The following is a 15,739-nucleotide window of genomic DNA, read 5'->3' on the forward strand; positions in this document are numbered from 1 at the left end:
TTGTTCAGATGTTGTAGCCGCCTGCCACTTCGATGGTCTGGGCATTGATCCATGCGCCGTCTTCGGACAACAGCATGGTAATGACCTGCGCTACATCTTCAGGCTCACCCACCCTGCCCAGTGCGGTTTGCCCAGCCAGCATCGCCTCGAACTCGTCGTTGAGCCCGCCTCCCAATTCAGTTCGAATCGCTCCAGGTGAAACCGCATTGGCCCGTATGCGCCGATCACCGAACTCCTTGGCCATATAGCGTGTGAGCACCTCCAGCCCACCTTTAAACGCCGCATAAGGCGCCACCCCGGCCGTGGCGACGCGGGTGGTGGCGCTGGTCAGGTTGACGATGCTGGCGTTCTCTTCCAGCAATGGAAGAAGTGCCTTGGTCAGGAAGAACGGACCTTTCAAATGAACGTTGAACAGGCCGTCGAACTGCGCTTCGCTGACCGTCTGCAACGGGTTGAATAGGCCATACCCCGCATTGTTGACCAAGCCAGTGAGCGTGCTGATGTTCCAGACGTCTCTCAAGGTCATCACGACCGCTTCTCGAAACGCTTCGAAACTGCCCACGTTGCCAACATCGAGTTTGAGCGCAACGGCTTTACCGCCGGCCTGCTCGATACTCCCTACGACCTCCGCCGCTGCTTGGGGATTGTTGTTGTAAGTCAGGATGACACCCGTGCCACGCTGGCCAAGGTGCCGTGCCGTACTGGCACCGATACCACGGCTGCCGCCGGTGATGACAATCACGCTCATGTGGTGCTCCGCTGTCGATGAAATGAGTCACCACAGTAGCGACGCACCGCTTCGCCGACGCAGCCGTTCCTACTCCAAACTTGCCTGTTTCTGCTTTCTGCTTGTACGGCGCGTCGATCTCCGGTCAACATCCCTTCCATGAAAGATCAACTGAATGAGCTACGCATCTTGGCCGCCAAGGCCGAAAATCGCCGCACCGAAACGGGTATTCCGCGAGTCGCCATGGTTCAGGGCGATATCCCCGAGCACATGCTCGCTGCCGTCTACGACCCGATGATCAACCTGATCCTGCAAGGCAGCAAAACGATGACGGTGGGCGACCGCACCCTTCGGTATGACCCTGCGACGTATTTCGTGATGTCCATCGACCTGCCCGCGGTAGGGGCTGTCCACGCTGCGGAGACAGGCGAGCCCTACCTAGCCGTTAGCCTGACCCTCGACCCGACAGTGCTCGCTACATTGCTGGCTGACCTTCCGAAACCTATGGGGCGGTACGAAAACGACCCCGGCTTTTCGGTTGCTGCCATCACGCCAGAGTTGATGGACGCCTGGGTGCGCATGCTTCGACTCATGGGCAACCCAGATGCGATTGCCGCGCTCGCCCCAGCGTACGAGCGCGAGATATTGTTTCGCGTTCTACAAGGCCCCCATGGCTGGATGTTGCGAGAGATCGCCGCACCGGACACTGCCATGGCCCGCGTGAGCCTGGCCATTCAGTGGATTCGGCGAGACTTTGCTGAACCGATCAGAGTAGAAAGCCTGGCGCAAAAAGCGGCCATGAGCGTCTCGGCGTTTCACCGGCATTTCAAAGCCGTCACTACGCTGAGCCCATTGCAGTACCAGAAACGGGTTCGCCTGCTACAGGCCCGAACCCTCATGGTCGCCAGCGCCAAAAGCGTCACGGCCGCCGCGTTCGAGGTGGGCTATGAAAGCGCCACGCAATTCACGCGGGATTATGCACGGGTGTTCGGCGTGCCTCCTGCGCGGGATGCTGCGAGAATCTTGAGCGAAACGAGAGCCGATTTGTGACCTTGGCGAGATCCGACGTTGATCAGCGTGCTGCGGACAGCGGCGGTCATTGTCGGAGTTTCCCATCCTCCATGAGCCCGATTTAACTTATTTGCGAGTGACTGCAATCGGCCAGGAGCACACGTCGACAAGCGACCGCTACCGACCCAAATCGGACGTTCGACCACGCCCAGACAAAGGCAACCTTTAAGAGGCTTATAGCTCGGAAACATCCGGCGCCATGAACATCTTGGGTGTCATTGCCGTCACTTGACGAAAGGCGTGCGAGAAGGCGGCAATGCTGCTGAACCCGTTCTCCAATGCAACCTTGGTTGGCGACTGGCCTCGACCGAGTTGCTCCATCGCCTGGACGATTCTTGCCCGCTGACGCCAAGCCTTGAACGTAAAGCCCGTTTCCAGCGGGAATAATCGGCTGACTGTCCGCACTGATGTTGCCGCCAATGATGCTAGTTCCTGCAGCCCGATAAGGTTACGGGGATCGGCGAAAACGAGATCCGCTACACGCTGGCCGATCGGGCTTACCGGCATAGGTAGGAACGTCGGCGCCATAGGCAGCGCGTCAAGCTCGGGAAGTATGAGGCGCACAATCAGTTCGGCCTTTTCCAGAGTTGGGTCAACCGACACTACTTCGATGAACAGCGATCGCAGAAACGGCGTGACCTGCAAAACAAACGACCGTTCAAGAGCGCCTCGGGGCGTCCATTTCTGGATAGCGGAAGACTGGCACAGAACAATCCACAGCTCGGCATCGGCCATGATTTCGATGCGGTGGCGTACGCCTGAAGGAATCCATGCCGCGAGCCGCGGAGGCACCAGCCATATCCCCTGATCGGTATGAATTTGAACGATGCCAGACGCCGCAAACGTGAGCTGTCCCTCGCCGTGGGCGTGAAGCGGAAGACTTTCGCCTTGTTTTTTGAAAGCGCGATGGATCGTAAAAAGGGACGTCATCAGTTTGGCGTTTCGGCGATGTTCATTGGCGTTACATCGCTTTGGTATCGAAATATGATCGGGGTGTCAATTAATAAAGATGCTTACATGAATACCAGAATGAAGGCTGCTGTAATCAACGAATACGGCTCCAACGACATCGTCGGCATCGAAGAGATTGATCGGCCAAAACCGGCTGATGGGGAAATCCTTGTCAAAGTCCATTCCGCAGGCGTGAACCCTGTCGACTGGAAAATTCGCAGTGGCGCAGGCCAGCGTATGGGAATGACCCTGCCCATTCACCTGGGCAGTGAGTTCGCGGGAACGATCGAACAGCTCGGCTCCGGCGTCACCGGCTTTGGGGCGGGGGAGGCCATCTACGGCATGGTTCACACGGGCGCCTTCGCCGAATATGTCGTAGTAAAGGCAAAGAATGCGGCCCGCGTTCCTTCCAATCTCGACCTGGAAGAAGCGGCAGCCTTGCCGCTATCTGGCACAACCGCGTGGCAGGCCATGTACGATAAGGCAGACCTCGTTTCGGGGCAGCGTCTGTTTATCACCAATGGTTCGGGCAGCGTTGGGACACTGGCGGTACAGTTGGCCAAGGCGACGGGAGCTCATGTCACCGCGATGGCCTCAGGCCGCAACGAAGAGCTGGTCCGCAGCCTGGGTGCCGATGAGTTCGTTGACTATAAAACCGAGCCTTTTGACCAGATTATTCGAGGGATGGATATCGTGTTCGATACCGTGGGCGGAGAGATATTCCAGCGGGCGTTCCATACCCTCAAGAAAAACGGCGCAATGGTAACGATCGTAGCGTTTCCTGCCGATGAGTCCGAGCGCTTTGGCGTGCATGTCGAACGATCATTCACCGTCCCCAATGCGAAAGCGTTGGAAGCTATCACGCAGTTGGTAGAGGCTGGCAAGGTTATGCCGCAAATCGACAGCGTGTTTCCATTCGCGGATATAAAAAAGGCGCTGGAGTTATCTGAAAGCGGCCGCTCACGCGGGAAAATCATTCTGCGTATGGCGGAGTGGCGTCATATCACGGCTTATAACTCTGTCTATCGCATCGTACAGCGGGGGTGATTTCTGATTGCTCCGCGAACGACATGTCTTGATCGTCCGTCGGCTAGCTCCGCTTCTGGCCGTTAGCTGCCTTTCGCAGGACATCGGCTTTGATGTCGCCAAGACGCGGTTTGCGCTTTGCTCTTGGCCCAAGCACTGACGCACGTGGTTGAGCTCGTCCGTCAGCAAATCCACAGGATCACGGCTGTACATCAGTGCCCCGGGACAAACAGAGAATGCTGCTGCAGTAAGCGAGCGGATCGCCAAGGCCGGCCTGCAGGCTAACCATCCGCTGCTCTTCCCGGCCGCCGCTGGCGGCGATAAAGCCTTAGAATGAACGACGCGTGTAGTGTCTCAGATGAACCTGGATTTCATAGCGGCGTTTGCCGGTAAGGGCTACGAAACGCGCCTGACCCGAGCGGGTTAGATCGCCAAGGCGAAGACAGTTCTGGCCCACAAACGCCCTTCGAGGATTGAACGGCTGCACGCACGGATCCGCGAGTATCTAGCTAAGGCGGATGTCGGTATGAGGAACAGCCATGTCACCGGAATGTTCCAGCAACACCGCCAATCGGTGCCGGCTTCCTTTGGCCCATGCTAACCCTGCGGCTCCTGCGCCAGGAAGCTATTGGCATAGATAGGCGCGCCTGCTTAATGCAGTTAGCAGTCACTCACGGGGTTCTATAACGGTGTCTTCGGCACTGAGGACTGCGCGCTCCTCCCAGTTTTCGGACTTCTTGCCGAGCACGTAGACGGCCATGCCGTACCCTGCTGCCGCCTGAGGGTTTGGCATCACGGCAAGCAGGTGCCAGCCGTCGGCAAGAGCTGCCTCCGCATCACTGCGGGTATTAACTTCTTTGAGATGTCTCACTTCGTGCAGCTGCATCAAGGAGCTCCAAGCGAGCGAAGCCGGCAGGATGGACGGCGGGAAGGGCTCAGCATTCAAGGTCAAAGGTAACATCGCTTGCAGTTTACATGCCGAAGACCTCGAAGGCGAAGTCCTGCTGCATGTCCGGCAGCCAGAAGTCTGGGAAGACTGCGCACTCATCGCCGTCATAGCGCAGCGGCTTGTCGAACTTGCGTTTCTCATCCCGCAGCTTTCGCTCGATCTTGCCTTCCAGGTCTGAATCGACCGCGATCCACTGTCCGCTCACCAGCATCACCGCCACCTTGAGCACATCCGCTTGATTAGCCTTGCCCAGGCACTGAGCGATCTGAGCGGTAGCGGTCGCTTGTCGACGTCCGCTTCTGGAGGCGGTGCACCGGCTGTCTCGCCTTGACTGTGCAACCTGGGGCCAGCTACGTGACCGGATCGCACGGGCGGGTCGACAGGTGGTGTCCCTCCACCTACCGCTGCCCCATGCCATACTGCGGCCAGCCGCTGCCGGCGGTGATGGGCTGCAAGAGTGGATGACGCGGGCGCTTTCCCAGATGCTCTTGGAATTCATGGCAGCGTTCGCCCGGAAAGACTACGAAACGCGGAGGGCCAGGGCGGCGCAGAGCATCGCCAAGGCGAAAGCGGTAGGGGTCTACAAAGGTCGCCCGCGGGATGAGTAGCTGCACAGTCGCACCCAAGAGTGCCTGGACAGGGGGATGTCAGTGCGGGGACGGCTAGGCTATTGGGTGCTCGACCGGCACCAACAATCGTGCCGCGCGGCTGCATCGTGACAGGTCACAGCTCGACGCCAAACCCTCACGCGCCGATCTTATCTGCATAGTTGCCGACCGCGGTAACGCTGGTCCACACGCGGATCGGCTCGGGGCGGCTGCCCACGCCGATCCAGTCGTGCCCCAAGCGGACGGCTAGTGTCCAGCCCTCACCACCCGGCCCTCGACGTATCAGAAACTCGCGGGTGGCGCTCTCACTGACCAAGGCCCTCAGGGCTTCTTCCTGCAGGGTGTCTCAGATCATGCCTGGCCATGGCCGATGGGCGCGGCGGCCAGGTCGCGGGTCTGGGCGTCCGTCGCTACCGCAAGTTCGATCAGGAGTGCGGTAACTTCCTTAAAGGTCTCCACGGGGACGTGGACAAAGCCGTTCTGGGCGTTGTACCGAAACGGGGACAGTAGCATGCCGGGCAAGTCATGCAGTGCGAGTCTTTACTGGCGCGTAATGCCCGGATTGCATCTTCGTCGAGATCGCAGAAATTGTTCTTCATTGGGACTCCAAGCCAGCCTAGCCGACGGCGGTGTGCGGATCGCTGTTTTTGGGAACGGTCCCCCGGCTCATGCCGGCGCCGCGGTCAGCGTATGTTCGAACTCGAACAGGCACTGATGGCCGGCGTTATCCAACTGGCGGATGGTGAACGCATAGTTAATGGCGCCCAAAAACATGCCGCTGCGCAGCGTTCTCGACAGGCCCTTGTTGGGGGCCTTGAGGTCCTGAACATGACCCAGCAGATAATGGCGTCCCGCTTCGGGCAGCTGGTTAAGTGCCGCCTGCACGTGCTGGGGCAGGGTGTCCAGCAGGGCGTCTCGTGCGGCCGCTTCCTGGTCTTGCTGTTCGATGAGTTCCTTGATTTCCATGTCTACGCTCCGTAGTGGTCGGGTTCGCGATCAAGCCAGCCCCTAGGGGTTTGGCCGTCCAATGCCCGGGACTTCCGGCCACCTCACCCCTGGGGGCTAGCCACCAAACCCCGCCAATGTACCGGGGCGGATTTCACGTAATGAATACTTATGCGCAGTAAGCCTGTCAGGGCCAAATAGTAAAGTCGCCATCCAGCCAGATAGATAGATATGTCCTGATCACGCCAGGCGGCTAGCCAACCGGTTTTACAGCCGGTGCGGAGCGATCAGGATGTCAGCCTACGAGCGGATTACGATGAGCCTATGCAAAGTCGATCGCCTCAAGGTTATACAGGGGGTGACCGAGGGTTTCCTCACGCCCAAACGCGCCGCCCAGCACCTACAGCTTAGTACCCGGCAAGTTCACCGCCTTGTGCAGCGTTATCGGGACGCCGACGTCTCCGGCCTGACCTCACGTATGAGGTCAACCAATTCACGCGGTTCGCGGTTACTACTTAATTACCAGCGCCCCACCGCCATTACGGCACAGCACACAGCGCTATGTGTGCCAGCAGACAGACACATCCACCCCTAGACTTCCACACTGGATGCGCACCGCCTCAAGGCGTCGTGCACGCGGAACCTGCGTGGAAGACATTTCTGCGCTGGTGTTTGCGTTTTGCGTTTTGCGTTAAATGCTAAGGAAAACATGGATAGGCAGTGGCTTCGAGTAATCCAACGGTTGTGGCATCCCGTGCCACGCACCTTCCAGTACGAGCCGGCATTGCGTGCGGAGCTGTTCAATCTAGAGCAGATGGCCACTCACGGCGCTCATCTCGCCCGACAGCATCAGCTAAGCTCTCATACCACCTCAGACGCCCTGCTTCACCGCCTTGCTGAGAATGCGGCTCTTCTGGCCAGCAGTTGCCACGCGATGGCCATCGCCGCACTGTCCAATCAACGCGCAACGCCTGCGGCCGCGTGGCTACTCGACAATTTCTATCTGGTCGAAGAGCAGATACGCACCGCACAGAAACATCTGCCCAAAGGCTACTGCCGTGAGCTGCCAGGTTTGGAGAATGGGCCTTCTCGCAGCTTGCCGAGGGTATATGACATTGCGCTGGCGACTATCTCCCACGGCGACGGACGCGTCGACAGCGATAATCTGAGCCGTTTCGTTACTGCTTATCAAGCGGTAACGCCCCTGACTTTGGGTGAGTTGTGGGCCATTCCCATCATGTTGCGCCTGGCCTTGATCGAAAATCTTCGGAGTGTCGCGTCACAGGTGATGGTTAGCTGGACCGATCGTAACCTCGCCAACGACTGGGCCGATCGTTTCATTTCCACCGCCGAGCACGACGCCAAGAGCGTAGTGCTGCTGGTGGCCGATCTCGCACGCTCTGCGCCGCCGATGACGAGCGCCTTCGTTGCGGAGCTCTCGCGACGTTTACAAGGCCAAAGTTCGTCTCTGGTTCTGCCGATGACCTGGGTCGAACAGGCCCTGGCGGAATCTGGCCAAAGTGTCGAACGCCTTATTCATCTCGATGGCCAACTGCAAGCCACAGAGCAGGTGTCGATCAGCAACAGCATCAACAGCCTGCGGCTGCTATCGGCGGCGGACTGGCGCGAGTTCGTCGAACGTATGAGCGGCGTCGAACAAGCGCTGGCCAAAGACCCAGCTGACATCTACCACCGCATGGATTTCGCAACTCGCGATCACTACCGCCACGCCATCGAGCGCCTGGCGCGCAGCTGCTCGCATTCCGAGATCGACATCGCGCAGGCGGCCATCGGGCTCTGCGACACCGCAGCCGAACTGGATCCAGTGCAGAGGCACGTCGGTTTCTACCTGGTAGGTGCGGGGCTGGCCACCCTGGAAATACAGCTGGGTGCCCGGCGCTCCCTGGTGGAGCGCTGCCGCAGGATACTGCGCGGCGCGCCCATGGCGTTCTTCGTCGTGCCCGTCATGGCGCTCAGCGTGCTGTTGGCCTGGCCTTTCTTCACCTGGTCGAGAGCGGACGGATGGGGCCTCTGGACGATACTGCTGCTTGGCGGGCCGATCGTGGTAATGACCAGCCAGCTGGCCATCGCGCTGGTCAACCGCCTGGTGACCCTGACGCTGCTGCCGGACATTCTGCCCCGCCTGGATCTCAGCGCCGGCATTCCCCCCGAGGCATGCACGCTGGTCGTGGTGCCAACGCTGATCGGTAGCGTTCAGGACATGGAAGAACTGGTTGATGGCATGGAGGTACGCTTTCTCGCCAATCGGGACGCCAACCTACACTTCGCCCTGCTCACCGATTTCATGGATGCCCAGAGCGAAGTCCTCGAGAGTGACGCGTCGATACTGCACTACGCGAGCCAGGCGGTCGAAGCCCTGAACCTGAAGTATCCGGAAACCGGCGCGGCACGGTTCTTCCTGCTGCATCGCCCACGGCGCTGGAATCCCACGGAACAGCGCTGGATAGGCCATGAGCGCAAGCGCGGCAAGATAGCGGACCTCAATGCGCTGCTACGCGGGCATGGCGCTGGGCGCTTCTCCCTGGTCGTCGGCAACCTCTCTGCTCTACCAAGGATCAGCTACGTCATTACGCTGGATACCGACACCCAACTGCCGCGCGAGGTGGCGCGGCAGCTCCTGGGTGCGATCTGCCACCCCCTCAACCAACCGCGCTTCGATGGGCGCCAGAAACGCATCACGAGCGGCTACGCGATTCTGCAACCTCGTGTCGGCATCAGCCTGCCGAGCATCGCTCGCTCCACGTACGCTCAGCTGTTCGGCAGCGACGCTGGCGTGGACCCCTACACACGCTCCGTCTCCGACGTCTACCAAGACTTGTTCGGCAACGGCTCCTTCATCGGCAAAGGGATCTATGCCGTGGATGCCTTCGAACATGCCCTCCAGGACCGCTTTCCCGAAAACCGTATCCTCAGCCACGACCTGATCGAGGGCTGTTATGCCCATTCCGGCCTGATCAGTGATGTACAACTCTATGAAGAGCATCCGGCGCGCTACAGCGCCGACGCCAAACGCCGTCATCGCTGGATACGCGGAGATTGGCAGTTACTGCCGTGGCTGATGCCCTGGACACCGAAATCCGACGGTAGCCTGGAGCCGAATCGCCTGACGCACCTGGCCTACTGGAAGATCATCGACAACCTGCGTCGTAGCCTGGAGCCAGCCGCCTTTCTCGGGGTATTGCTATGGGGTTGGTTTGCCAGCGCTCACGCACTGGCGTGGAGTCTTGGCGTATTGCTGCTGGTGATCACCCACCCCCTGATCAGCGCCTCGCTGGAGCTGCTACACAAAGCCCAGGACATCTCTCTCGGCCAGCACCTGAAGGTCGTCCTTCGCAGCGCTACCCAGCATTTAACGCGGGCGTTGTTGAGCCTGGTGTGGCTACCCTTCGAAACCTTCAGCAGCCTGGACGCGATCGCCCGCACGCTGTGGCGCCTGACCATCAGTCGCCGCCATCTCCTGCAATGGAATTCGTCCCGCGAAGTGGAGCGCAGCAGCCGCAACGACCTGCCGGGCCTGTATCGGCTGATGTGGGTGGCGCCCCTGCTGGCCATCGTCGTGGCTGCCGTCTTGCTGCTGGGTGACGCCCCCTGGGTATCGGCAATCGCCGCGCCTTTCCTGCTGGCCTGGCTGCTGGCACCGGCCGTCGCCTATCGGTTGAGCCAGCCAAGTGGCCCATCGGTGTTCACGCCTTCTCCCGCGGAGCAGCAATTCCTGCGCGGCCTGACGCGCAAGACCTGGGCCTTCTTCGACGATCACGTGGGCCCTGCGGACAACTGGCTGCCACCGGACAACATTCAGGAACAGCCAACGGCGGTGATCGCCCACCAAACCTCGCCGACCAACATGGGCATGGCGCTGCTGTCCCACCTGGCGGCTCATGACTTCGCCTACCTGAGCGGGGGTCGTCTGCTCACGCGACTGGATAATGCACTCGCCAGCATGGCGCGGCTGGAGCGTCATCGCCGCCACTTTTACAACTGGTATGACACCCAGACACTGCAACCGCTGCCACCGCGCTACGTTTCCACGGTGGATAGCGGCAATCTGGCTGGCCTATTACTGACGCTGCGATCCGGGCTTTATGAATTGCCGCACGCGCCGGTGCTCAACCCTAACTGGTGCATTGGCCTGGCGGACTGCCTTGCCGTACTGCAAGAAGCCTTGCTGGCGAGCGGCCTGGATGAGCAGTTGCTCGACGGTGCGCACAGCGAACTGGCGGCCGCTCGGCCCCTTGAAGGTCTGGACGGTATCAGCACTGTCCTGCAGCGTTTGATCGTGCAGGCACAGGCGCTGGAACCCGCGCTAAGGGTGGCTCCAGAAGCCGACTACTGGCGACTGGCATTGCTCGCTCAATGCGAGGATCTCCACGGCGAGTTGGCCAGCCTGACCCTGCCCGGCTCCCCCCTGGGGTCGGCCAGCTGGCATGAACTGGCGCAGCTGGATTTCACGCAGTGGACCGTTGCCGAACAGTCTCAAGTACGTGCGGTGATCGCCCATGCCAGCGAGCGTATCGCCACCGCACTGCGCCTGGCGGATCTCACGGCCGACCTGGCCGACATGGACTTCACCTTTCTCTACAACCCGCAACGCGAGCTGTTGACCATTGGCTACAACGTCGAGGAACAACGCCTGGACGGCGGCTACTATGATCTCCTGGCTTCGGAAGCGCGCCTGACCAGCTTCTTGGCCATCGCGCAGGGACAACTGCCACAGGAGAGCTGGTTCACCCTGGGCCGGCTGTTGACGAGCAACGGCGGGAATCCCGTATTGCTGTCCTGGACCGGTTCGATGTTCGAGTACCTGATGCCGCTGCTGGTCATGCCCAACTATGCCGGCACCCTGCTCGACCAGACCTGCCGCGCGGCGGTGGCGAGACAGATCGAATACGGTCAGCAACTGGGCCTGCCATGGGGCGTATCCGAGTCCGGCTACAGCACCTTGGATGCACAACTGAACTATCAGTACCGGGCCTTCGGCGTGCCCGGCCTGGGTCTCAAGCGCGGCCTTGGCGAAGACGTGGTGATGGCGCCCTATGCGTCGGTGTTGGCGCTGATGGTAGCGCCAGAAGCCGCCTGCAAGAATCTCCAGCGCCTGGCCGGCATGGGCATGGCTGGCCGCTATGGCCTCTATGAAGCCATCGACTTCACCAGCGCCCGCCTGCCTCCAGGGCAGAACGCCGGACTCATCCAGTCGTTCATGGCGCACCATCAGGGCATGAGCCTGCTGTCGCTGACCCATGTATTGCTCGACCGGCCCATGCAGCGTCGCTTTCAAGCCAATCCACAGTTCCAGGCCACATCCCTGCTGCTGCAGGAACGCGCGCCAAGAAGTGCTGCGCAGTACCTGCACACCGCCAATGCCTCGCTAGAGGGCCAGGTCTCGCGGGCCAGTGAAAACAAGCTACGGGTCTACACCGACCCTGGCCGCCGGCACCCGGCGGTGCAGTTGCTATCCAACGGCCGCTACCATGTGATGATTAGCAATGCCGGCGGCGGCTACAGCCGCCGCGATAACTTGGCCGTCACCCGTTGGCAGGAGGACATCACCTGCGACGACGGCGGTACCTTCTGTTACCTGCGCGATGTCGACAGCGGTGATTTCTGGTCCTCGGCGCACCAGCCCACCCTACGCAAGACGGAAAGCTTCGAGGCAATCTTCACCGATGCAAGAGCCGAGTTTCGGGTCCGCGAACGTGATTTCGACGTCCATACCGAGATCGTCGTTTCGCCGGAAGACGATATCGAATTGCGGCGCCTGCACATCAGCAATCGCAGTGGGCAGCGCCGCACCCTGGAGCTCACCAGCTACGCGGAAGTGGTACTGGCCCCCGCGTTAGGTGACGCCTTGCACCCGGCATTCAGCAAGCTGTTCGTGCAAAGCGAGCTGCTCACCCCGCTGCAGGCCATTCTGTGCAGCCGTCGGCCACGCTCCAGTGACGAAAAGGTGCCGTGGTTGTGCCACGTGCTAGCCGTGCACGATGCGGACATCGTGGCGATCTCCTACGAAACCGATCGAGCTCGCTTCATCGGGCGCGGGCGGAATCTGACGCACCCTGCAGCGATGGATAGCGAGATTCTGTCGGGCACCGCCGGCGCGGTGCTCGATCCCATCGTTGCCATCCGTTGCCGGATCACCTTCGATCCCGGCCAGATCGCCACTATCGACCTGGTGACCGGCGTGAGTGACAACCGTGAGGGTTGCCTTGAGCTGATCAACAAGTACCGAGACCGACGCCTCGCTGATCGTGTCTTCGACCTGAGCTGGACCCATAGCCAGGTGCTACTACGCCAGCTCAACACCTCCCACGCCGAGGCACGGCTGTTCGAGCAAATGGCTGCGTCCATCATCTATACCAATCCCTCACTGCGGGCCGCACCGAGTATCCTCGCGGCCAATCAGCGCAATCAAAGCGGCCTCTGGGGCCAGGCGATCTCGGGCGACCGACCCATAGTGCTGCTGCAGATTTCCACGGCTATCCATATCGATCTGGTACGCAAGCTGGTGCAGGCTCACGCCTACTGGCGACACAAAGGGCTCAGTGTCGACCTGGTGATCTGGAACGAAGACCAAGCGGGCTATCGGCAGGATCTGCAGGACTCGATCATGGAGATGGTCACCTCGGGCAGCGAGGCGCACTTGATCGATCGGCCAGGTGGCATCTTCGTGCGTCCGGCGCAACAGCTCTCCGATGAGGATCGCGTGCTGATGCTGGCGGTCGCTCATCTGGTGCTCAGCGATGAGCGCGGCAGTCTCGCCGAGCAGGTCCACCGGCGCCGCGCGGAGCCGAGACTAACGGTTTTCGATGCGAAACTGTTGCCTGCTGTCGTTCCGACTGCTGCGATCCCACTGGCTGATGCATCCCTGATCCTGAGCAATGCCCATGGCGGCTTCAGTGCCGATGGCCAGGAATACGTCATTCACTCGCAGGCTGGCCACCGCACACCGGCGCCCTGGGTGAACGTGCTGGCAAACCCCGACTTCGGCAGCGTGATTTCGGAAAGCGGCAACGCCTACACCTGGTATGAAAACGCCCACGAATTCCGCCTGACGCCGTGGCGCAACGATCCGGTCAGCGACCCAGGCGACGAGACTCTCTACCTGCGCGACGAGGACAGCGGCCACTACTGGTCGCCAACGCCTTTGCCCCGTCCTGGCAAGGGCAACTACGTGACCCGGCACGGCTTCGGCTACAGCGTCTTCGAACACGAAGAAGACGGCATTCGCAGCGAATTGTGGGTCTACGTATCGCTACGGGATCCGGTCAAGTTCTCGCACCTGAAAATCTTTAACACTTCAGATCGCCCGCGGCGGCTTTCTATTACCGGTTACGTGGCCTGGGTGCTCGGAGATCTTCGCGAGAAATCCTGCATGCATGTGGTCAGCGAGGCAGACCCGAACAGCGGTGCGCTCTTCGCACGCAATAGCTACTCCATCGAGTTTCCAGGCCGGGTGGCCTTTTTCGATGTCGATATGCCGATCACCAGCAGTACCGCCGGCCGCTGTGACTTCATCGGCCGCAACGGAAATCTCGCGGCGCCGGCAGCGATGGCACAGCTCCACCTGTCCGGGCGCAGCGGCCCAGGGCTCGATCCCTGCGCAGCCCTACGGGTGGATATGCCGCTGGCGCCCGGCGAAAAGCGTAGTGTGACTTTCCGGCTCGGCGCGGCGCAGGATGCTACCTTGGCATCGCGTCTGGTGCTGCGCATGCGGGGCAATGCCACCGCGGAAGCGGAATTGCAAGGCGTACGCGAGTACTGGCACGACACGCTGGGCAAGTTGCAGATCAAGACTCCAGAACCGGCCGTGGACGTACTGGTCAATGGCTGGCTCATGTATCAGGTGATCGCCTGCCGCTTCTGGGCCCGCAGTGGCTATTACCAGTCCGGCGGTGCGTTCGGTTTTCGCGATCAGTTACAGGACAGCATGGCCATGCTGCATGCCGACCCGGCTGCGGTTCGTCAGCACCTGCTGTTGTCCGCCGCCCATCAATTCGTCGAAGGCGATGTGCAGCATTGGTGGCACCCGCCCCTGGATCGCGGCGTGCGTACCCGCTGCTCCGACGACTATCTTTGGCTGGCCTGGGCAACCAGCCGTTACGTCATGGTCACGGGCGATGCCAGCGTACTGTCGGAAGACGTGGGTTACCTGGAAGGCCGCGCGCTCAACAGCGGTGAACAGTCCTATTACGACCTGCCGAGCCGCTCTCCTTTACGAGAGACTCTGTACCAGCATTGCGTGAGGGCCATTGAGCACAGCCTGAGGCGTGGCGTTCACGGCTTACCGCTGATGGGCGACGGCGACTGGAACGATGGCATGAACCGCGTCGGCGAAGGGGGCAAGGGCGAGAGTGTCTGGCTTGGCTTCTTCGGCTACGACGTGCTACGCCGCTTCGCAACCACCGCCTTGCTCCAGGGCGATGCCGCCTTTGCCAAGCGCTGCGAAGAGCAGGCCGAGACCTTGCGCCTGAGCCTTGATGAACATGCCTGGGATGGAGACTGGTATCGCCGCGCCTACTTCGACGATGGCACGCCCCTGGGCTCGACCCGCAACGATGAGTGCCGCATCGACTCCATCGCCCAGAGCTGGTCGGTGCTGTCCGGCGCGGCGCCGGAGCAGCGCCAACGTGCGGCCATGGAGTCTTTGGAACAGCACCTCATGCGGCGTGACATCGGCTTGGTGCAGCTGCTCGATCCGCCCTTCGATCAGGGTGTGCTCGATCCTGGTTACATCAAAGGGTATGTACCCGGCGTTCGCGAGAATGGTGGCCAGTACACCCATGCAGCCGTCTGGGCAGGCATGGCGTTCGCTGAGCTAGGGGACAGTTCTCGGGCCTGGGAATTATTACGAATGATCAATCCGATCAGTCACGGGACCACTGCTACTGACCTCTATAAGGTCGAGCCCTATGTAGTGGCTGCGGATGTCTATGGCATGCCGCCTCATGAAGGACGAGGCGGCTGGAGTTGGTACACCGGCTCGGCCGGCTGGATGTATCAGCTGATCGTAGAATCACTACTTGGCGTGCAACGCACCGGCACCCAGTTGCGCATCCGGCCGTTGCTGCCGGCGGACTGGACGACCTTCAGCCTGGACTACCGTTTCGGCACCACCCTTTACCGCATCGCGCTCTCCCCCACCGAGCTGCCCCAGGCGGCTATCCAAATGGACGGCGTGACGGTGCCAGGCGACAGCATAGGCTTGGTCGACGATGGCGTGGAGCATCAGGTCAAGGTGCACTGGCCATACAGGTGACAGCGGGCTCCGACCGCTTCGCCAGGGGCGGTCACGCCAACAGGTACGGGATTCGACGACGAAGGGCCGGTGCACAGCGGCAGCAAGTAACGCCGCACCTTTATGCCGAAGGAACCGCACGGGGCCGAAGACCCACCTAACTCAGGACTGGTCTTGCGGACACCAACGCTGCGACCAGCCCCGCGAAG

The 15,739-nt window shown here is 60.9% G+C and carries 10 protein-coding genes; 4 read left to right on the forward strand and 6 right to left on the reverse strand.

Annotated features, from left to right (window positions below):
- Positions 1-4: 4 nt before the first annotated feature.
- A complete protein-coding gene (locus PSEK12I1_RS0116755) occupies positions 5-748 on the reverse strand; it encodes an SDR family NAD(P)-dependent oxidoreductase (protein ID WP_027602302.1) in 744 nt (247 codons plus the stop codon).
- Positions 749-886: 138 nt separating this feature from the next.
- Between PSEK12I1_RS0116755 and PSEK12I1_RS0116760 the strand changes: the two genes are divergently transcribed.
- Positions 887-1,777: an AraC family transcriptional regulator gene (locus PSEK12I1_RS0116760; RefSeq protein WP_027602303.1), complete on the forward strand. Its 891-nt coding sequence runs from the start codon at positions 887-889 to the stop codon at positions 1,775-1,777.
- A 195-nt stretch (positions 1,778-1,972) separates the two neighbouring features.
- On the opposite strand, the gene PSEK12I1_RS0116765 is transcribed toward PSEK12I1_RS0116760, so the two are convergent.
- Positions 1,973-2,533 (reverse strand): helix-turn-helix domain-containing protein, encoded by a 561-nt coding sequence (locus tag PSEK12I1_RS0116765; RefSeq protein WP_231501016.1) that lies wholly within the window; start codon positions 2,531-2,533, stop codon positions 1,973-1,975.
- A 78-nt stretch (positions 2,534-2,611) separates the two neighbouring features.
- Here PSEK12I1_RS0116765 and PSEK12I1_RS23875 point away from each other — a divergent pair, with 78 nt between their 5' ends.
- Entirely contained in the window at positions 2,612-3,796 is a 1,185-nt protein-coding gene (locus PSEK12I1_RS23875; RefSeq protein WP_231501017.1) for an NADP-dependent oxidoreductase, read from the forward strand.
- Between the two features lie 646 nt (positions 3,797-4,442).
- Here the strand turns inward: PSEK12I1_RS23875 and PSEK12I1_RS0116775 are convergent.
- The 4 genes from PSEK12I1_RS0116775 to PSEK12I1_RS0116800 all read right to left on the reverse strand — a co-directional run bounded on the left by PSEK12I1_RS0116775 (position 4,443) and on the right by PSEK12I1_RS0116800 (position 6,298).
- Complete coding sequence (locus tag PSEK12I1_RS0116775; protein ID WP_027602305.1) at positions 4,443-4,661, reverse strand: hypothetical protein; 219 nt, start codon at positions 4,659-4,661, stop codon at positions 4,443-4,445.
- A gap of 85 nt (positions 4,662-4,746) precedes the next feature.
- Complete coding sequence (locus PSEK12I1_RS25390; protein ID WP_371099728.1) at positions 4,747-4,944, reverse strand: hypothetical protein; 198 nt, start codon at positions 4,942-4,944, stop codon at positions 4,747-4,749.
- A 739-nt stretch (positions 4,945-5,683) separates the two neighbouring features.
- A complete protein-coding gene (locus PSEK12I1_RS24660; protein ID WP_155951380.1) occupies positions 5,684-5,845 on the reverse strand; it encodes a hypothetical protein in 162 nt (53 codons plus the stop codon).
- Positions 5,846-5,998: 153 nt separating this feature from the next.
- On the reverse strand, positions 5,999-6,298 hold the full coding sequence (locus tag PSEK12I1_RS0116800; RefSeq protein WP_027602308.1) for a hypothetical protein: 300 nt from the start codon (positions 6,296-6,298) through the stop codon (positions 5,999-6,001).
- A 295-nt stretch (positions 6,299-6,593) separates the two neighbouring features.
- Here PSEK12I1_RS0116800 and PSEK12I1_RS25020 point away from each other — a divergent pair, with 295 nt between their 5' ends.
- Both PSEK12I1_RS25020 and PSEK12I1_RS23885 read left to right on the forward strand, forming a co-directional pair.
- A complete protein-coding gene (locus tag PSEK12I1_RS25020) occupies positions 6,594-6,872 on the forward strand; it encodes a helix-turn-helix domain-containing protein (RefSeq protein ID WP_231501028.1) in 279 nt (92 codons plus the stop codon).
- Positions 6,873-6,986: 114 nt separating this feature from the next.
- On the forward strand, positions 6,987-15,551 hold the full coding sequence (locus PSEK12I1_RS23885) for a GH36-type glycosyl hydrolase domain-containing protein (RefSeq protein ID WP_037007044.1): 8,565 nt from the start codon (positions 6,987-6,989) through the stop codon (positions 15,549-15,551).
- The last annotated feature ends 188 nt before the right edge of the window (positions 15,552-15,739 follow it).

It is taken from the genome of Pseudomonas sp. MOIL14HWK12:I1 (genome assembly GCF_000510705.1).
GTDB lineage: Bacteria > Pseudomonadota > Gammaproteobacteria > Pseudomonadales > Pseudomonadaceae > Chryseomonas > Chryseomonas oryzihabitans.

Coding starts and splice junctions, on each gene's coding strand:
- PSEK12I1_RS0116755 (WP_027602302.1), bottom strand. CDS start 748: ATGAGCGTGATTGTCATCACCGGCGGCAGCCGTGGTATCGGTGCCAGT.
- PSEK12I1_RS0116760 (WP_027602303.1), top strand. CDS start 887: ATGAAAGATCAACTGAATGAGCTACGCATCTTGGCCGCCAAGGCCGAA.
- PSEK12I1_RS0116765 (WP_231501016.1), bottom strand. CDS start 2,533: ATGGCCGATGCCGAGCTGTGGATTGTTCTGTGCCAGTCTTCCGCTATC.
- PSEK12I1_RS23875 (WP_231501017.1), top strand. CDS start 2,612: ATGAATTTGAACGATGCCAGACGCCGCAAACGTGAGCTGTCCCTCGCC.
- PSEK12I1_RS0116775 (WP_027602305.1), bottom strand. CDS start 4,661: ATGCAGCTGCACGAAGTGAGACATCTCAAAGAAGTTAATACCCGCAGT.
- PSEK12I1_RS24660 (WP_155951380.1), bottom strand. CDS start 5,845: ATGCTACTGTCCCCGTTTCGGTACAACGCCCAGAACGGCTTTGTCCAC.
- PSEK12I1_RS0116800 (WP_027602308.1), bottom strand. CDS start 6,298: ATGGAAATCAAGGAACTCATCGAACAGCAAGACCAGGAAGCGGCCGCA.
- PSEK12I1_RS25020 (WP_231501028.1), top strand. CDS start 6,594: ATGAGCCTATGCAAAGTCGATCGCCTCAAGGTTATACAGGGGGTGACC.
- PSEK12I1_RS23885 (WP_037007044.1), top strand. CDS start 6,987: ATGGATAGGCAGTGGCTTCGAGTAATCCAACGGTTGTGGCATCCCGTG.